The 15898-nt window shown below is 65.0% G+C and carries 21 protein-coding genes; 7 read left to right on the top strand and 14 right to left on the bottom strand.

The window, feature by feature from the left end; all coding sequences use genetic code 11:
• Positions 1-27: 27 nt before the first annotated feature.
• Together LPB142_RS03470 and LPB142_RS03465 are read right to left on the bottom strand one after the other, a co-directional pair.
• Complete coding sequence (locus tag LPB142_RS03470; RefSeq protein WP_071165528.1) at positions 28-795, bottom strand: F0F1 ATP synthase subunit A; 768 nt, start codon at positions 793-795, stop codon at positions 28-30.
• A 2-nt stretch (positions 796-797) separates the two neighbouring features.
• Positions 798-1142 carry an AtpZ/AtpI family protein gene (locus tag LPB142_RS03465; RefSeq protein ID WP_068767229.1) on the bottom strand — a complete coding sequence of 115 codons (345 nt, stop codon included), beginning with the start codon at positions 1140-1142 and terminating at the stop codon, positions 798-800.
• Positions 1143-1356: 214 nt separating this feature from the next.
• Here LPB142_RS03465 and LPB142_RS03460 point away from each other — a divergent pair, with 214 nt between their 5' ends.
• Positions 1357-1707: an ArsR/SmtB family transcription factor gene (locus tag LPB142_RS03460; RefSeq protein ID WP_071165527.1), complete on the top strand. Its 351-nt coding sequence runs from the start codon at positions 1357-1359 to the stop codon at positions 1705-1707.
• A 7-nt stretch (positions 1708-1714) separates the two neighbouring features.
• Here LPB142_RS03460 and LPB142_RS03455 read toward each other — a convergent pair whose 3' ends face one another.
• From LPB142_RS03455 to LPB142_RS03410, 11 genes are all read right to left on the bottom strand, one after another.
• Entirely contained in the window at positions 1715-2572 is an 858-nt protein-coding gene (locus tag LPB142_RS03455; protein ID WP_071167109.1) for an urea carboxylase-associated family protein, read from the bottom strand.
• A 99-nt stretch (positions 2573-2671) separates the two neighbouring features.
• Positions 2672-2848 carry a hypothetical protein gene (locus LPB142_RS18935; protein WP_156894307.1) on the bottom strand — a complete coding sequence of 59 codons (177 nt, stop codon included), beginning with the start codon at positions 2846-2848 and terminating at the stop codon, positions 2672-2674.
• A 170-nt stretch (positions 2849-3018) separates the two neighbouring features.
• Entirely contained in the window at positions 3019-3795 is a 777-nt protein-coding gene (locus LPB142_RS03450) for a succinate dehydrogenase iron-sulfur subunit (protein ID WP_068767231.1), read from the bottom strand.
• Positions 3796-3798: 3 nt separating this feature from the next.
• On the bottom strand, positions 3799-4110 hold the full coding sequence (locus tag LPB142_RS03445; protein ID WP_071165526.1) for a hypothetical protein: 312 nt from the start codon (positions 4108-4110) through the stop codon (positions 3799-3801).
• Positions 4110-5915, bottom strand: coding sequence for a succinate dehydrogenase flavoprotein subunit (gene sdhA, locus LPB142_RS03440; RefSeq protein ID WP_068767233.1), 1806 nt, complete (start codon positions 5913-5915; stop codon positions 4110-4112). The genes LPB142_RS03445 and sdhA overlap by 1 nt, the downstream gene beginning before the upstream one ends.
• A gap of 15 nt (positions 5916-5930) precedes the next feature.
• Positions 5931-6332: a succinate dehydrogenase, hydrophobic membrane anchor protein gene (locus LPB142_RS03435; protein ID WP_071165525.1), complete on the bottom strand. Its 402-nt coding sequence runs from the start codon at positions 6330-6332 to the stop codon at positions 5931-5933.
• 10 nt (positions 6333-6342) lie between these two features.
• Positions 6343-6726 carry a succinate dehydrogenase, cytochrome b556 subunit gene (sdhC, locus tag LPB142_RS03430; RefSeq protein ID WP_071165524.1) on the bottom strand — a complete coding sequence of 128 codons (384 nt, stop codon included), beginning with the start codon at positions 6724-6726 and terminating at the stop codon, positions 6343-6345.
• A gap of 359 nt (positions 6727-7085) precedes the next feature.
• Positions 7086-8126, bottom strand: a complete 1041-nt coding sequence (locus LPB142_RS03425; protein ID WP_068767264.1) for a MaoC family dehydratase — start codon at positions 8124-8126, stop codon at positions 7086-7088.
• Positions 8126-8329, bottom strand: a complete 204-nt coding sequence (locus LPB142_RS03420) for a DUF1737 domain-containing protein (protein WP_068767236.1) — start codon at positions 8327-8329, stop codon at positions 8126-8128. Before LPB142_RS03420 ends, LPB142_RS03425 begins: the two co-directional genes overlap by 1 nt.
• Before the next feature lie 3 nt (positions 8330-8332).
• On the bottom strand, positions 8333-8878 hold the full coding sequence (locus tag LPB142_RS03415) for an NnrU family protein (RefSeq protein ID WP_071165523.1): 546 nt from the start codon (positions 8876-8878) through the stop codon (positions 8333-8335).
• A 10-nt stretch (positions 8879-8888) separates the two neighbouring features.
• The gene (locus tag LPB142_RS03410; protein ID WP_071165522.1) at positions 8889-9752 is read right to left on the bottom strand and encodes an HpcH/HpaI aldolase/citrate lyase family protein; all 864 of its coding nucleotides are present in this window, start codon (positions 9750-9752) and stop codon (positions 8889-8891) included.
• 269 nt (positions 9753-10021) lie between these two features.
• Here LPB142_RS03410 and LPB142_RS03405 point away from each other — a divergent pair, with 269 nt between their 5' ends.
• The gene (locus LPB142_RS03405; RefSeq protein WP_068767239.1) at positions 10022-10348 is read left to right on the top strand and encodes a hypothetical protein; all 327 of its coding nucleotides are present in this window, start codon (positions 10022-10024) and stop codon (positions 10346-10348) included.
• Positions 10349-10551: 203 nt separating this feature from the next.
• Positions 10552-11514 (top strand): malate dehydrogenase, encoded by a 963-nt coding sequence (gene mdh / locus LPB142_RS03400; RefSeq protein WP_071165521.1) that lies wholly within the window; start codon positions 10552-10554, stop codon positions 11512-11514.
• 49 nt (positions 11515-11563) lie between these two features.
• On the opposite strand, the gene LPB142_RS03395 is transcribed toward mdh, so the two are convergent.
• Positions 11564-12619, bottom strand: coding sequence for a glycosyltransferase family 2 protein (locus LPB142_RS03395; RefSeq protein WP_071165520.1), 1056 nt, complete (start codon positions 12617-12619; stop codon positions 11564-11566).
• A gap of 239 nt (positions 12620-12858) precedes the next feature.
• On the opposite strand from LPB142_RS03395, the gene sucC reads away from it, so the two are divergent.
• The 4 genes from sucC to LPB142_RS03375 all read left to right on the top strand — a co-directional run bounded on the left by sucC (position 12859) and on the right by LPB142_RS03375 (position 15890).
• Positions 12859-14052 (top strand): ADP-forming succinate--CoA ligase subunit beta, encoded by a 1194-nt coding sequence (sucC, locus tag LPB142_RS03390; protein WP_068767242.1) that lies wholly within the window; start codon positions 12859-12861, stop codon positions 14050-14052.
• Positions 14052-14510 carry a hypothetical protein gene (locus LPB142_RS03385; protein WP_068767243.1) on the top strand — a complete coding sequence of 153 codons (459 nt, stop codon included), beginning with the start codon at positions 14052-14054 and terminating at the stop codon, positions 14508-14510. The genes sucC and LPB142_RS03385 overlap by 1 nt, the downstream gene beginning before the upstream one ends.
• An 11-nt stretch (positions 14511-14521) precedes the next feature.
• On the top strand, positions 14522-15409 hold the full coding sequence (sucD, locus tag LPB142_RS03380) for a succinate--CoA ligase subunit alpha (protein ID WP_068767244.1): 888 nt from the start codon (positions 14522-14524) through the stop codon (positions 15407-15409).
• 124 nt (positions 15410-15533) lie between these two features.
• A complete protein-coding gene (locus LPB142_RS03375; protein WP_071165519.1) occupies positions 15534-15890 on the top strand; it encodes a hypothetical protein in 357 nt (118 codons plus the stop codon).
• The last annotated feature ends 8 nt before the right edge of the window (positions 15891-15898 follow it).

Raw genomic sequence — 15898 nt, 5'->3', positions numbered from 1 at the left:
ATTGTTAGATCGTCGAGCCTGAACCGCTTAGTGGTGCGGATGCAGAGCGTCTTTCAGATAGACGCAGGTCAGGATCGTGAAGACATAGGCCTGAATGAAGGCCACCAGCATCTCGAGACCATACATCGCGGTGATCGCGAGGATCGAGAGCGGGGTCACGGCGATACCGATCGCCGACATCAGGATGAGCGGCGCGAAGCCCGCGAACACTTCGATCACCGCGTGGCCGGCCATCATGTTGCCAGCAAGACGGATCGAGTGGCTGACGGGGCGCACGAAGTAGGAGATCACCTCGATGATCGCGAGGATCGGGCGCAGCGGCAGCGGCGCCGAGGACACCCAGAAGAGGCCAAGGAAGCCCGCGCCGTTCTTGACGAATCCGACCACGGTCACCGTCACGAAGACCAGCATCGCGAGAACCGCGGTCACCGCGATATGCGAGGTGGGGGTGAAGGCCATCGGGATCAGGCCGAGGAAGTTCGAGAACACGATGAAGAGGAACAGCGTGAAGATATAGGGGAAGAACTTCAGGCCATCCTTGCCCGCCACGTCCTCAACCATCTTGTGGATGAAGCCATAGGCCAGTTCCGCGATCGACTGGATCCGCGAGGGGACAACCGCGCGGCCACGGGTGCCGACAACGAGCAGCAGGATGATCGCGATGACACCGATCGCCATCCAGAGCGTGGCGTTGGTGGGCGTGTACCAATGGATCGGACCATCCCCGAACAGGGGGTGGATCTTGAACGGTTCCATCGGGTGGAACATCAGGCCTTCGCTCGCTTCTTCCGCCACGTCTATTTTCCCTCTTCATCGGCCACGCTTGCGGCCGGCCGTTCCTTGTTCATCTCTTGCGCCGTGCGCAGCATCACCCGCACCCCGGCAATCAGCCCGAGGATCGTGAACAGCATCATCAACCACGGCTTCGTCCCCAAAGTGACGTCGAGCCCGTATCCGATACCGAAGCCGATCCCCAGCCCCGAAACCATCTCGATCACCATGCGCCAGGCCATATTCGCCTGATCAAACTTGGCATCGACCCGCGGCTTGGGCGCCTCGACCGTCTTGCGCACCTTTGCGAGCTTACGTTCCAGCGCTTCGAGGCGTTCGGAATGAGGCTCGTCAGAGGGACGATCGGACATAGGCAGCCCCCGCGTTCAGTTGGCCCCGTGATAGTCGTCGCGAGACCGTGAGTCAACGCCGTTAGCGCCAGCTTAATCCGCGCCAAACCGTTGATTTGGCTATGTTTTGCAAATCACCTCGGCGAGAGCTCCCGCCCCTGCCCCCGATTCCGCCCGAAATTGGATATTCAACCGATCGGTTGATGTTTTTTCCGTGCTCTGCCAAGACTTGGCGATGACCCACGCGCCCGCCTCCCCGCTCGATGCGATTTTCGCCGCCCTCGCCGACCCGACCCGGCGCGCGATCCTGACGATGCTGCTCGAGGATGACATGGCGGTCACCGATGTCGCCGAGCCCTTCGAGATGTCGCTCGCGGCGATCTCGAAACATCTCGCGATCCTCGCAGAAGCCGGGCTGATCACCCAGGAAAAGCGCGGGCGGGTGAAATGGTGCAAGCTCGAGCCGCAGGCGCTGCGCGATGCGACCGTCTGGATCCAGAGCTTTGGTCAGTTCGAGCCCGTCGATCTGGACGCCTTCGAGCGGTTTCTCGAAAGCGAGCTGATCTCCGGGCTCGGGGGCGAGTAACCGCCGCTCAGCGCCCGTGGCTGCGGTCGTAGCCGCTCACCGCGGGCGCGACCCAACCCGCGGGCGGTGCCGCCGGGCGGTAGACCTCGACGAGGAGCGGATGGCAGGCGGCGGCGTCCGAGCTGTGCTCGGCCGAGCAATCGCCCCCCGGGCAGGCCGAGAGCACGCCGAGGAGGTCAATCTCGGCGAAGAACTCGAGAAAATCCCCCGGCCGCACCGGCGAGGCCTTCATGAAATACTGCCCGGTGTCGCGGCTGAAGCCGGTGCACATGAAGACGTTGAGCACATCATGCACGAGCGGCTCCGCCTCGACGAGCGTGAGGCCGCGCGCATCGGCCAGGGCCCGGGTCAGGTTCGAATGGCAGCAATGGTGATACTGCCCGCCCTGCGAGAGCAGACAATGGGTATAGGGGTCGCAGCGCGTGCCGATCACGTCATGGACCGCGCCGCCAAAGGCATCGAACCCATACCAATCGAGCGTATCCTCCGTGATCGTCGCCATCGGCCGCAGCGTCGGGAAGCCCGACCACATCCGGTCACCGGTGGACAGATGCGTGCCATGCAGCGCGCGGGTCTTGCCGGAATAGAACCGCTCCGCGAGATCGGCCGAGAACAGGTTGAGATCGCCGACCTGCGGCCCCTCGACCGAGACGATGCGGAAGAAATGCCCCGCGGGCACCTCGAAGGCGCCGGCCTCGCGCGCGGGCACCAGCGTTTCGGAGACCTTCTCCCACCCCGCCCGCGCGGCGCGCAGCGCGGCCAGATCGGGCTTCGGCAGCGTTTCGACCGGGTAGCAGATCACCGGCGCAATCGCCTTGCGGGCGGCGCCATCCACCGGGGCGGCATGTTCGGGGGCAGGTTTCATCGGGGGCTCCATCTGAGTCGCGCCCCCATCCTGCCGATTGGCTCAAAAAGGAAAAGGCCCCGGGGAGCGCCCGAGGCCTCATCTTGCGCGTTTTCGCACTCAGGCCGCGTAATATTGATACATCTGCTCGAGCGCCGAACGCTCTTCGGTCTCGACCGACACCGTCACCGCCGGCTCTTCCGGGGTGTAATAGGCATAGGCTTCCTCGAGCACACGCAGCGCGTCAATCGCCTTCTGGCGCAGATCCTTGGTCTGGAACGTGACGACTTTGGTCATTGGAACTCTCCTTTGATCGAGTTCCTCCCTGCGGGGCATATAGGGCCGCGGAGCCAATGGAGAAAGGGGAAAGTGCGAATTTTTCTGCGCCGCAGCATTTTCTGCCGCAACGTCACAAGGAAAAAGCCCCGAGCGATGCCCGGGGCCCAAATCTTGCGCGTCTCGCCCGCTCAATGGGCGCGGTTGACCTGCATCTTCTTGATCTCGGCGATCGCTTTGGCCGGGTTCAGGCCCTTCGGGCAGGTCTTGGTGCAGTTCATGATCGTGTGGCAGCGATAGAGCTTGAACGGGTCTTCGAGCGCGTCGAGACGCTCGCCGGTGGCTTCGTCGCGGCTGTCGATGATCCAGCGGTAGGCATGCAGGAGCGCCGCCGGCCCGAGATATTTGTCGCTGTTCCACCAGTAGCTCGGGCAGGAGGTCGAGCAGCTGGCGCACATCACGCATTCATAAAGACCGTCAAGTTTCTTGCGATCCTCGATCGACTGGCGCCATTCCTTCGCCGGCCGGTTGGTCTTGGTTTCGAGCCAGGGCATGATCGAGGCATGCTGGGCGTAGAAATGCGTCAGATCGGGCACGAGGTCCTTGACGACGGGCATGTGCGGCAGCGGGTAGATCTTCACATCGCCCTTGATCTCGTCGAGACCGTAGATGCAGGCGAGGTGGTTGCCGCCGTCGATGTTCATCGCGCAGGAGCCGCAGATGCCTTCGCGGCAGGAGCGGCGGAAGGTCAGCGTCGGGTCGATCTCGTTCTTGATCTTGATCAGCGCGTCGAGAACCATCGGGCCGCACTTGTCCATATCAAGGAAATAGGTGTCGACCCGCGGGTTTTCGCCGGTGTCCGGGTCCCAGCGGTAGATCTGGAACTTGCGGATGTTTTTCCCTTCCGGTTTCGGCCAGGTCTTGCCGACGCGGATTTTCGAGTTCTTGGGAAGCGTGAACTGAACCATGGTTTATCCCTTCCAGTCGGTTCGGGCGTAAAGCGGCCGCGTCGGCATGCGGCCGGATTTGTTGTAAACGCAGCGGTCGAAGGCCGCCGAGGGGTCGCCGTTGCCACCGATCGGCACGCCGATGTTGAGGCCGACCGAGGCGGTGGTCCGCGGACCACCCGAGGTCACCCCCAACCCGATCTCGCCGCTGATCGGCGCGCGCGGCCCAACGAGGCGGGCGCATTGCGCCTCGGCCTCCTGCACGGGGATGGGCGCGCAGGCCGCGAGCGCAACCGCGCCCGCCGCCAGGAGCCCATATGCCCGCGCAGCCCGCATCAGAAGGTCCGGGCCTTCGGCGCGATCGTGGCCAGCGAGATGCCGCCTTCGGCCTCGCTGGTCAGCGGGTCGGTGATCACCGGGCGATAGGTCAGATCGACCTGATTGCCCTCGACACGCATCACCGAGTGGATCCGCCAGTTCGCGTCGTCGCGGGTCGGGTAATCCTCGTGAGCATGGGCGCCGCGGCTCTCCTTGCGCGCCTCGGCGCCGACGATCGTCGCGAGCGCGTTGGGCATCAGGTTGGTGAGTTCGAGCGTCTCCATGAGATCCGAGTTCCAGATCAGCGAGCGGTCGGTGACCTTCAGATCGCCGAGCTTGGCGGCGATCGCCGTCATCTTCTCGACACCCTCTTTCAGCGTCTTGTCGGTGCGGAAGACGGCCGCGTCGGCCTGCATGGTCTTCTGCATCTCGAGGCGCAGATCGGCGGTCGCGATCGAGCCCTTGGCGTTGCGCAGCGCGTCGAACCGGTCGAAGGCCTTGTCGACCGAGGCCTGGTTCAGCACCGGGTTGGCCGAGGCCTTGTCGACGACCTGGCCGGCGCGGATCGCGGCGGCGCGGCCGAAGACCACGAGGTCGATCAGCGAGTTCGAGCCCAGACGGTTCGCGCCATGCACCGAGGCACAGCCCGCTTCGCCCACGGCCATCAGGCCCGGGACGACCGCGGTCGGGTTTTCCGGCGTCGGGTTGAGCACTTCGCCCCAATAGTTCGTCGGGATGCCGCCCATGTTGTAGTGGACCGTCGGCAGAACCGGGATCGGCTCCTTGGTGACATCGACGCCGGCGAAGATCTTCGCCGATTCCGAGATCCCCGGCAGACGCTCGGCCAGCGCCTCGGCGGGCAGGTGGCTGAGGTTGAGGAAGATGTGGTCCTTGCCCTCGCCCACGCCACGGCCCTCACGGATCTCCATGGTCATGCAGCGCGAGACATAGTCACGCGGCGCGAGGTCTTTGTAATGGGGCGCGTAACGCTCCATGAAGCGCTCGCCTTCGGAGTTGGTGAGATAGCCACCCTCGCCGCGCGCGCCTTCGGTGATCAGGCAGCCCGAGCCGTAGATCCCGGTCGGGTGGAACTGCACGAATTCCATGTCCTGCAGCGCGAGGCCTGCGCGCGCCACCATGCCGCCGCCGTCGCCGGTGCAGGTATGCGCCGAGGTCGCGGAGAAATAGGCGCGGCCGTAGCCGCCGGTCGCCAGAACCACCATCTTCGCGTTGAAGACGTGGAAGGTGCCGTCATCGAGTTTCCAGCACACGACGCCCTGGCACTGACCGTCTTCCGACATGATCAGGTCGATCGCGAAATATTCGATGAAGAATTCCGCGTTGTTCTTGAGCGACTGGCCGTAGAGCGTGTGCAGGATCGCGTGGCCGGTGCGGTCGGCGGCGGCGCAGGTGCGCTGCACCGGCGGGCCTTCGCCGAATTCGGTGGTGTGGCCGCCGAAGGGGCGCTGGTAGATCTTGCCCTCTTCGGTGCGCGAGAACGGCACGCCGTAATGCTCGAGCTCATAGACCGCGGCCGGGGCGGAGCGGGCGAGATATTCCATCGCGTCGGTGTCGCCGAGCCAGTCGGAGCCCTTCACGGTGTCATACATGTGCCACTGCCAGCTGTCCGGGCCCATGTTGCCGAGGCTGGCGGCGATGCCGCCCTGCGCCGCGACGGTGTGCGAGCGGGTCGGGAAGACCTTGGTCACGCAAGCGGTGCGCAGGCCCTGCTCGGCCATGCCGAGGGTCGCGCGGAGGCCCGCGCCGCCCGCGCCCACGACCACGACGTCATATTCATGCGTCTCGTAAGTGTAAGCTGCCATTTGTCAGGTCCTGTCTCAGTGCGGCATCAGTTCGAAGACGAAGCCGATCATGGTGAGTTTCGCGAGCGCGTAGAGCGCGCAGGCGATCACCGCGTAGGAAAGCGAATGCACGAAGATCACGAGGCCCTTGCGGGCGGTGCCGCGGGCGTAATCCTCGATCATCATCGTCGCGCCCTTGGCGAAGTGGCGCATGCCGACGACGACCACGAGCGCGGTCAGGATCGCCGGGAAGGGGCGCGAGAAGGTCGCGACGACGCCCTCGAGCGGCTGGCCCAGCGCGCGGCCGAAGACGATCAGGAAGGTCGGGACCAGGAAGGCCAGCGCGACCGCCGAGGCGGTCATGTACCAATGAGCTTCGGTGCCGGAATGCGCGGCGCCCTTGCCTTCGGCGCGTTTACGGTCGGTCAGGTAACGCATCGTCGCCTCCTCAGACCAGAATGATGGTGATGACGGTCAGCACGACCGAACCGATGATGCAGCCCCAGCCGAGCATCTCGGCGGTCTTGATGTCGAGGCCCTTGCCCGCATCGAAGTAGAGGTGCCGCAGACCGGCGAGATAATGATACCAGATCGCCCAGAGCGAGCCGGTGAAGACGAGATCGCCGAACCACGAGGTCGCCACCGCGTCCGCGACGCGGAAATAGGCGGGGCTCGTCGCCGCGGCGAGCAGCCACCACACCGCAAGGATCACGCCGACGATCAGCGCGTTGCCGGTGATCCGCGTGAGGATCGAGCTCACCGAGGTCATTTGCGGGCGGTAAATCTGCAGATGGGGGGAAAGGGGCCGTTCAACCCGTTTCACTTCAGCCATTTTGGGTCCCTCTGTCGCTAGGCCCCGATCAAGGATCGCGCGCGACGGATGCGGCGGGTCGGGGTTGGCCGGAATTGCGTCCCCTTAATACCGCCAAATTCGGCCAAGTCACGCATGGAGTAAGGCCAAATCGACAGTTTGATGACGCGGAAGGTGGAAAATACCCCTTTGTGATCACAAATTTTCGGCGTGTGATCACAGTTTTCGCCGCAGGACGCCCGATCCGGGGAGAAAGTGAGTCTCCCCTGCCCGAGGCTCCGGCTCGGTGGCCCGCGCCGGATTTTGCGTATTTTCACCAAGAAGAAGCGACGGGGTTTCTTCTTGGCCCAAATACGCAAATCCGGCGCCGGGCCCTGCGATCAGACCGGCATCAGCGCCCAATAATCGAGGTCGAGAAGCACCTCGGGGGCGTATTTGCCATCCTCGCCCTTGTAGGCGAAGGGCGCCGCGCCCTGTTTGGTGGCAACGAGCCTCAGCCGGATCGCGCCGACGCCCGGTGCCGCGGTCTCGGCCACGTCGAGCACCTCGGACCAGGCCTTCACCGTATCGCCCGCAAAACAGGGGTTGGCATGCGCGCCGCCGTTCAGCGCCACGATCATCTGCGCATTGGCCAGCCCGTTGAACGACAGCGCCCGCGCCATCGAGATCACATGGCCGCCGTAGATCAGCCGCTTGCCATCCTCGCGGAAGGTCGCGTCGAAATGGACCTTGGCGGTGTTCTGCCACAGCCGCGTCGCGATCATGTGCTCGGCTTCCTCGATCGTCACGCCGTCGACATGGTCGATCTTCTCGCCGATCTGGTAATCGCCCAGCCGATGCGGCTCGCCCGCGAGGGTGAAATCGTAGTTCGAGAAATCGAGCCCGGTCGGCACGACGAGATCCTTCGGATCGACGACCTTGGCGAGCGCGGGCACCACGGCCTCGGGCGCGGGGGCCGCGAGATCGCCTTTGCGCACCATCACCCAGCGGACGTACTCCATGACCTTGTGGTCATATTGGTTGAGCCCGGTGGTGCGGACGTAAACCACGCCCGATTTGCCGTTCGAGTTCTCCTTGAGGCCGATCACCTCGCTCTCCGAGCGCAGCGTATCGCCCGGATAGACGGGTTTGAGCCAGCGCCCCTCGGCGTAGCCAAGGTTCGCGACCGCATTGAGCGAGACATCGGGCACGGTCTTGCCGAAGACGACATGGAAGGCCGCCAGATCATCGATCGGCGCCGAGGGCAGGCCCGCCACGCGCGCGAATTCGTCGCTCGAGTAAAGCGCGCCGCGCGCGGGGTAGAGCGCGTGATACATCGCCCGCTCGCCGCCCGAAACGGTGCGCGGCACGGCATGGCGGATCACCTGGCCGACCTTGTAATCCTCGAAAAAGCGGCCCGGGTTGGTCTTGGCCTTGGTCATCATTGGTCTCCCAGTTTGAGGTCGGGGTGATAGTCACCCGGCACGACCTTGGTCACCGCCTGCGCACAGCGCATCACGCCCTTGGTTGCGTCAAAGGCATAGGACGGGTCGCCGTAAAGCTCCCAACCCTTTGAAAGTGCGAGCGAAACCTTATGGCAGAAGGCGGAGGTGTCATCCTCGGTCAGCAGTCGATAGAGTTTCATTTGTCACCCGAATGCAGGATAGCCGAGCGCGTAATGCACCCCGGCGATGGCGCCGTAGACGGCAAGCGTGCCGACCAGGGCGATGAGTTCCTTGCGCGCGCCGGCGGGAGCGGGCGGGGTCCAGCGCGCCTTCGAGCGGTTGATCAGGACGATCTCGGCCAGCGCCCAGAGCCCCATGCCCCCAAAGAGGACAAAGCTCGGCACATCGCCGTTCACCAAGAGATGCGCCCCCGCCCAGATCAGCACCGCAAGCAGCATCGGGTGGCGCAGCCGCCGCGCCAGCGCCGTCTTCATCCCCGCCGCGGCGAAGAAATAGACCGAGACCAGCATCGCGAGGTTCATCACCCCCACCGTCGGCGGCGTGCGCCCCCAGAAGACCGCGCCCTCCGCCATCCGATAGCCGAGCACCATCAGCACGAGCCCGGTAACGACGAGCCCGGCGACCATCGGCCGCTCGGCGCCCTGCAGCGCGCGGTGAAAGCCCGGCACCAGCCGTTTGGCGAGATGGGCGCCCGCCCAAAGGGCGACGCCGAGGATCAGAAGGAACATGGACAGCCTCTCAATTTGCCAGAGCGGCGATCGCCTCCGCCTTGGCGAGGATCTGCCGCGCGGTCACGATATGCAGATTTTCGACGATCCGGCCATCCACAACCGCGACACCGAGCCCCTGTTTCTCGGCCTCCTCGAAAGCCGCGATCTGGCGGCGCGCGAGGTCGATCTCGGCCTCCGACGGCGCGAAAGCGGCATTGGCGATCTCGAGCTGAGCGGGGTGGATCAGCGTCTTGCCGTCAAAGCCCATGTCGCGGCCCTGATCGCATTCGATCTTCAGCCCGTCCTCGTCCTTGAAAGCGTTGTAGACGCCGTCGACGATCACCTTGCCATAGGCCTTGGCCGCCAGAACGCAGGCGCCGAGCCCCGCCATCAGCGGCAGACGGTCGGCGCGGAAGCGGCATTGCAGCTCCTTGGCGAGGTCGTTGGTGCCCATCACCATCCCCTCGAGGCGCGGATGCGCGGCGATGTCCTGCGCGTTGAGCATACCGAGCGCGGTCTCCATCATCGCCCAGAGCGGCACGCTCGGGATCAGATCCGCCACCGCGTCGAGATCGGCGGTTTTCGAGACCTTCGGGATCAGGATCGCATCGACCTTTGCGCCCTCGCGGATCGCGGCGGCAAAGGCGAGCACGTCATCGCGGCCCCATTCGGTATCGAGCCCGTTGATCCGCACGATCCGCGCGCGGCCGCCGTAATCGGCCTCCTTCAGCGCCTTGGCGAGGATCCCGCGCGCATTGACCTTCTCGTCAATCGCCACCGCGTCCTCGAGGTCGAAGATGATCGCGTCACACACGAGGCCCGTCGCCTTCTCCAGCGCGCGCTCCTTCGAGCCGGGAATATACAGAACCGAACGGTAGGGGCGGGCAGTCATGATTCTCTCCTCGCAACAATCTTTCGCCAAAGATCACATCAGGGACAGAATCGGCAAGGGCTGATTTGCCGCGATGCAGAATTCCGCCCGGCTGTGCGGGAGGGATGGGCCGGATTTTGCGTATTTTTGCCAAGAAGAAGGAGATGCGTTTCTTCTTGGCTCAAATACGCAAATCCGGCGCCGGGGCAAAGCCGGAACGCCCGAGATGTTAACCAATTTTTGCGAGCTTCGGGCGCAGCCTGATCGGGCCTTCATCCCGGAGCCCCGCCATGCTGAAAGAATTCTACGCCCTCTCCTTCGGCTTCGCCGCGCTCATCTTGCTGCAGGCCCAGGGCGCCCATTCGCAACCTGCCGGGCAAATCCCCTGCGGCGCCCGCGCGGAGATCCTTGCGCAACTGGCCGATCGCTACCATGAGACGCGCCGCGCGATCGGGCTGGCGGCGAACAACACGCTGCTCGAGATCTTCGCCTCCGAGGAGAGTGGCAGCTTCACGATCCTCGCGACCGTGCCGGGCGGGCCGACCTGCCTGATCGCGGCGGGCGAGAATTTCGAGACCGTCGCCGAGCGGCTGCAACTCTCGGGCAAGACCACCTGAGCGAATCACCTCCGCGGCGCCATGGTCGCGGCGGTAGCGCGGTCACGCGCGCGCCCGCGCGCGGCATACAATTGCATACAACTCGCGACATTCCGGCGCCTCCCGGCCAGAGCCGCGCGGCCAGACCCTTGCCAGACTGGTCGCAAAGGGCTAACCCACTCCCGTCAGTTTCAACCCACCCATCCTGACTTTGGAGGAATTCCATGGCCCGACCCAAGATCGCCCTCATCGGCGCCGGCCAGATCGGCGGCACGCTCGCCCATCTCGCCGCGATCAAAGAACTCGGCGACGTCATCCTGTTCGACATCGCGGAAGGCACGCCTCAGGGCAAAGCTCTCGACATCGCCGAGTCGGGCCCGTCGGAAGGCTTCGACGCCGTGATGAAAGGCACCAACGACTACGCCGATATCGCGGGCGCCGACGTCTGCATCGTCACCGCCGGTGTGCCGCGCAAGCCCGGCATGTCGCGTGATGACCTGCTCGGCATCAACCTCAAGGTCATGAAATCGGTCGGCGAAGGCATCGGCAAACACGCCCCCAACGCCTTCGTGATCTGCATCACCAACCCGCTCGACGCGATGGTCTGGGCGCTGCAGCAATTCTCGGGCCTGCCGGTCGAGAAAGTCGTCGGCATGGCCGGCGTGCTCGATTCGGCGCGCTTCCGTCACTTCCTGTCGGTCGAGTTCAACGTCTCGATGAAAGACGTCACCGCCTTCGTGCTCGGCGGCCACGGCGACACCATGGTCCCGCTGTCGCGCTACTCGACCGTCGCCGGCATCCCGCTGCCGGATCTGGTCGAAATGGGCTGGACCACGCAAGAGAAGCTCGACGCGATCATCCAGCGCACCCGTGACGGCGGCGCCGAGATCGTTGGCCTGCTGAAAACCGGCTCGGCCTTCTATGCGCCCGCGACCTCGGCGATCGAGATGGCGGAAGCCTATCTCAAGGACCAAAAGCGCCTCCTGCCCTGCGCGGCCTATGTCAAGGGCGCCTTCGGCCTCGACGGCATGTATGTCGGCGTGCCGACGATCATCGGCGCCGGCGGCATCGAGAAAGTCGTCGACATCAAGCTGAACAAGGACGAGCAAGTCATGTTCGACAAGTCGGTCGACGCGGTCAAAGGCCTCGTCGAAGCCTGCAAGGGCATCGACCCGACGCTGGTCTGATCTCGATCCGAGACGATCTTCGGGGGGGCGTGGCGCGAGCCGCGCCCCTTTACTTTCGCATCAGGCTGAGCGCCGAAAAGCCCCAAAGCTCGCGCGCTTTCTCGATCAGGGCCGCCTCATGGCGCACCAGCGCCCGGTCGAAGGCCGCGGGCGAGAGATCCACCCGGTCGCCAAAGCGCGCCGCCACCACCGCCTCGACCCCGGTGTCGGTGCGGGTCAGGAGATCGCGCGCCTCGAGCGCCTTGGCCTCGGCCGGGCGCAGGCCCTGCACCTTCCACCAGAGCTTCTCGAGCGCCTCCGGATCGGCCGCGAGCTTCGCCGCATCCTCGAATTGCGCCGAGCGCGACCCGCCGTAGGAGGTCGGCTTGCCCCGCTCCTCGCGCGAGGCGCGGCGCAGCATCTTGAGGATGTAATGCAGCGGCGTCATCCCGTCGAAATGGCGCAGCCGGGCGTTATAGGAGGGCCGATAGGGCAACAGGCTCCGGCTCTCGTCCCAGTCGGGCAGCGGGTAATGCACGCCCACCGTATAGCCCTGCCCCGCCCGGGTGCAGCTCTTGCCCGCGATATGGCCGGCAAGGCCGCGGGTGAGATAGCGCGCGCGCTTGCCATAGACCGCCTCGCCCTCCTCCTCGAAGCCCTTCCAGGGGCTGCGGAAGGCGCCCTCGAACAGGCTTTTCGGCTTGCGGCGCAGGAAACAACGCTCCTCGACCTCGAGCTTGATCCAGGCCTTGCCCTCGCCCGCGGTGGCCAGATCGGCGGCAAAGGGCCGGCGCGGATGGACGAATTCATCGGCGTCGCAATGCACGAGCCAGTCCATCCCGGTCTCGGCCAGCGCGCGCGTGGCGTTATATTTCTGCCGCGCCTGATGGCGATCGGGGCGCTTGGCCTTCCAGCCGCGCGCCCAGCCGTCATCGCCCGAATGGCGCAGCCGCACCCCCTCCACCCCCGCCAGAAGCGCCTCGGCCTCGGGGTTCGGACGGTCGAGGAAGACGTTGATCTCCTCGGCGCCGACCGCCAGATGATGCGCGACAAAAGCCGCAACCAGCGCCGCCGGCTCGTCGATCGTCGCCACCACACCCCAGCGCGGCGCCCCGCTCTCCACCATGCTCGACCCCTCCAACCCTCTCGCCGAACTCTCGCAAAGCCCCCGCCGCGCCGCAAGTCGAGTCGTCTTCGCCCCCCGCTTTTCGCCGCGACGCAGCATTTGTGATCACACTTTTTCAGGCTGTGATCACAAACCGCAGATTTATCGCCGCCAACCCCCATTCGGGCGATTTATCGTTTTGATGCCCCGCGCGGATGTGCCACTACGGCTGCCAAATCGCACCAGCATGGGAAACAGCCATGAACATTCATGAATATCAGGCGAAGCAGCTCCTCAAGGGCTACGGCTGCCCCGTTTCGGACGGCGTCGCCGTTCTGAAAGCGGAAGACGCGAAAGCGGCGGCGGAGCAGCTTCCGGGCCCGCTCTGGGTCGTCAAGGCGCAAATCCACGCCGGCGGCCGCGGCAAAGGCAAGTTCAAGGAAGCCGATGCCGGCGAAAAAGGCGGCGTCCGCCTCGCGTTCTCGGCTGAGGAAGCCGCGGCTCTGACCCAGCAAATGCTCGGCAAGACCCTCGTGACCCACCAGACCGGCCCGGCCGGCAAACAGGTCAACCGCATCTATATCGAAGCCGGTTCGGACATCTCGCGCGAACTCTATCTCGCGCTGCTCGTCGACCGCTCGACCTCGCGCATCTCGGTCGTCTGCTCGACCGAAGGCGGCATGGACATCGAAGAAGTCGCGGCCTCGACCCCCGAGAAGATCCTGACCATCACGATCGACCCGGCGACCGGCTACATGCCGTTCCATGGCCGCCGTGTGGCCTTCGCGCTCGGCCTCGACGCCAACCAGACCAAGCAAATGGTCGGCCTCCTTGGCAAGCTCTACCAAGCCTTCGTCGAGAAGGACATGGAGATGCTCGAGATCAACCCGCTGATCGTCATGGAAGACGGCAATCTCAAGCTGCTCGACGCCAAGCTCGGCTTCGACGGCAACGCGATCTACCGCCACAAGGACGTGGCCGCGCTGCGCGACGAAACCGAAGAAGACCCCAAGGAGCTCGAAGCCTCGAAGTTCGACCTGAACTACATCGCGCTCGACGGTGAAATCGGCTGCATGGTGAACGGCGCGGGCCTCGCGATGGCCACCATGGACATCATCAAGCTCTACGGCGCGGAGCCGGCGAACTTCCTCGACGTGGGCGGCGGCGCCACCAAGGAGAAGGTCACCGAGGCGTTCAAGATCATCACCTCGGACCCGAACGTCAAAGGCATCCTGGTCAACATCTTCGGCGGCATCATGCGCTGCGACATCATCGCCGATGGCGTCATCGCCGCGGTGAAGGAAGTCGGGCTGCAGGTTCCGCTGGTGGTGCGCCTCGAGGGCACCAACGTCGAGCTGGGCAAGGAAATCATCAAGAATTCGGGCCTGAACGTGATCGCGGCGGACAACCTCGCCGACGGCGCGCAGAAAATCGTGAAAGCGGTGAAGGGCTGATGATGCGGGCCTTCGCCCCTCTTTGTATCGCCGCAGCGATGCTGGGCCTGAGTGGCCCGGCACTTGCGGAAGCGAGCACCGGCGCAAACATTGCTCACTTCCGCAAGGTTTGTCTGGCCAACGCGCCGGCCTTCGACAGCGCGGCGATCGAGGCGGCCGCCCAGAAAGAGATCTATCGGGCTGGTGATGCGACCGCGAGCGCTTCGGTGCATTGGAAGCAGGGCAAGTCTTGCTCCCTGCGGGCCCGCGTGGGCGCGTCACTCGCTCCGGTCGTCTCTGCGGTCGAAGCCGATCCGATTGTCCTCGAGACAATGAAGCGGCTCGGTGGTGGCGAGATCACCATGAAGAGGGTGAAGACGAAAGGCCTTCAATATCGTTTCACGACACCTGCCGGCAGGTTCGAGATGTCATTCACCTCGGACTACGCCAACCAGTCATTCAACTTCTCAAAACTCTAAGGGAGCCAGACATGGCGGTCCTCGTCAACAAATCCACCAAGGTCATCTGCCAGGGCTTCACCGGCTCGCAAGGCACCTTCCACTCGGAACAGGCGATCGCCTACGGCACCAAGATGGTCGGCGGCGTCACCCCGGGCAAGGGCGGCACCACCCACCTGAACCTGCCGGTGTTCAACTCGGTCCACGAAGCGAAAGCCGTGACCGGCGCGAACGCCACCGCGATCTACGTTCCGCCGCCGTTCGCCGCCGACTCGATCCTCGAGGCGATCGACGCCGAGATGGAACTGATCGTCTGCATCACCGAGGGGATCCCGGTCCTCGACATGATGAAGGTGAAGCGCGCGCTCGTGGACAGCAAATCGCGCCTGATCGGGCCGAACTGCCCGGGCGTGATCACCCCCGACGCCTGCAAGATCGGCATCATGCCGGGCCACATCCACCGCCGCGGGTCGGTCGGTGTCGTGTCGCGCTCGGGCACGCTGACCTATGAAGCCGTGAAACAGACCTCGGATCTCGGCCTCGGCCAATCCTCGGCCGTCGGCATCGGTGGCGACCCGATCAAGGGCACCGAGCATATCGACGTGCTCGACATGTTCCTCGACGACCCGGAAACCACCTCGATCATCATGATCGGCGAGATCGGTGGCTCGGCCGAAGAAGAAGCCGCGGAGTTCCTCAAGGAGCAGCGCAAGAAGGGCCGCTGGAAGCCGACCGCCGGCTTCATCGCGGGCCGCACCGCGCCTCCCGGCCGCCGGATGGGCCACGCCGGGGCGATCGTCTCGGGCGGCAAGGGCGATGCCGAGAGCAAGATCGAAGCGATGAAATCGGCCGGGATCGTCGTGGCGGAAAGCCCCGCGCATCTGGGCGAAGCCGTGATGAAAGCCATCAAGGGCGAATGATCTTCCGGGGAGGTCGCGGGCAACCGCGGCCTCCCATCCACTCACAAGTGCCGAGGGGGTCTCGGGCCCCCTTCGCCCTTCTGAGTGCACTCAAAGGCCGGTCGATCCGGGATGGGAGGATGTTATGACGTTTTCGATGACCACGAAGCTGATCGCGGTTGCGGCGCTGCCGCTGCTGGCGGCCTGCGGCGGCGGCGGCGATATCGCCGGGCCGGTTGCGCTCTCCGAACAATCGCTGGTCGCCCCCACCCCCGGCCCGATCACCACCCATCCGATCGTCGGGCGCTACAAGGTCCCCGCCGGCACCACGCCGACCGGCGACACCGGCTATGCGATGGCCAACACCACCCGCACCAACGCGACCATCGTCGATGGCACCGCGGCGCAATGCGGCCCGGCCAATTCGCCCGCCTATTCCGACGGTTGCGCCCATGCGGCGGGCCTGCCGGCGGCCTCGACCCCCTATCTGCCGGCGAACTGAGGCCCCCG

This window comes from Rhodobacter xanthinilyticus (assembly GCF_001856665.1).
GTDB classification, from domain to species: domain Bacteria; phylum Pseudomonadota; class Alphaproteobacteria; order Rhodobacterales; family Rhodobacteraceae; genus Rhodobacter; species Rhodobacter xanthinilyticus.
This window is presented reverse-complemented; position numbering and strand designations above follow the sequence as displayed.

Bases quoted from the DNA above. Each gene is read 5' to 3' on its own strand.
- LPB142_RS03465 (WP_068767229.1), bottom strand. From the start codon at position 1,142: ATGTCCGATCGTCCCTCTGACGAGCCTCATTCCGAACGCCTCGAAGCG.
- LPB142_RS03460 (WP_071165527.1), top strand. From the start codon at position 1,357: ATGACCCACGCGCCCGCCTCCCCGCTCGATGCGATTTTCGCCGCCCTC.
- LPB142_RS03455 (WP_071167109.1), bottom strand. From the start codon at position 2,572: ATGAAACCTGCCCCCGAACATGCCGCCCCGGTGGATGGCGCCGCCCGC.
- LPB142_RS18935 (WP_156894307.1), bottom strand. From the start codon at position 2,848: ATGACCAAAGTCGTCACGTTCCAGACCAAGGATCTGCGCCAGAAGGCG.
- LPB142_RS03450 (WP_068767231.1), bottom strand. From the start codon at position 3,795: ATGGTTCAGTTCACGCTTCCCAAGAACTCGAAAATCCGCGTCGGCAAG.
- LPB142_RS03445 (WP_071165526.1), bottom strand. From the start codon at position 4,110: ATGCGGGCTGCGCGGGCATATGGGCTCCTGGCGGCGGGCGCGGTTGCG.
- sdhA (WP_068767233.1), bottom strand. From the start codon at position 5,915: ATGGCAGCTTACACTTACGAGACGCATGAATATGACGTCGTGGTCGTG.
- LPB142_RS03435 (WP_071165525.1), bottom strand. From the start codon at position 6,332: ATGCGTTACCTGACCGACCGTAAACGCGCCGAAGGCAAGGGCGCCGCG.
- sdhC (WP_071165524.1), bottom strand. From the start codon at position 6,726: ATGGCTGAAGTGAAACGGGTTGAACGGCCCCTTTCCCCCCATCTGCAG.
- LPB142_RS03425 (WP_068767264.1), bottom strand. From the start codon at position 8,126: ATGACCAAGGCCAAGACCAACCCGGGCCGCTTTTTCGAGGATTACAAG.
- LPB142_RS03420 (WP_068767236.1), bottom strand. From the start codon at position 8,329: ATGAAACTCTATCGACTGCTGACCGAGGATGACACCTCCGCCTTCTGC.
- LPB142_RS03415 (WP_071165523.1), bottom strand. From the start codon at position 8,878: ATGTTCCTTCTGATCCTCGGCGTCGCCCTTTGGGCGGGCGCCCATCTC.
- LPB142_RS03410 (WP_071165522.1), bottom strand. From the start codon at position 9,752: ATGACTGCCCGCCCCTACCGTTCGGTTCTGTATATTCCCGGCTCGAAG.
- LPB142_RS03405 (WP_068767239.1), top strand. From the start codon at position 10,022: ATGCTGAAAGAATTCTACGCCCTCTCCTTCGGCTTCGCCGCGCTCATC.
- mdh (WP_071165521.1), top strand. From the start codon at position 10,552: ATGGCCCGACCCAAGATCGCCCTCATCGGCGCCGGCCAGATCGGCGGC.
- LPB142_RS03395 (WP_071165520.1), bottom strand. From the start codon at position 12,619: ATGGTGGAGAGCGGGGCGCCGCGCTGGGGTGTGGTGGCGACGATCGAC.
- sucC (WP_068767242.1), top strand. From the start codon at position 12,859: ATGAACATTCATGAATATCAGGCGAAGCAGCTCCTCAAGGGCTACGGC.
- LPB142_RS03385 (WP_068767243.1), top strand. From the start codon at position 14,052: ATGATGCGGGCCTTCGCCCCTCTTTGTATCGCCGCAGCGATGCTGGGC.
- sucD (WP_068767244.1), top strand. From the start codon at position 14,522: ATGGCGGTCCTCGTCAACAAATCCACCAAGGTCATCTGCCAGGGCTTC.
- LPB142_RS03375 (WP_071165519.1), top strand. From the start codon at position 15,534: ATGACGTTTTCGATGACCACGAAGCTGATCGCGGTTGCGGCGCTGCCG.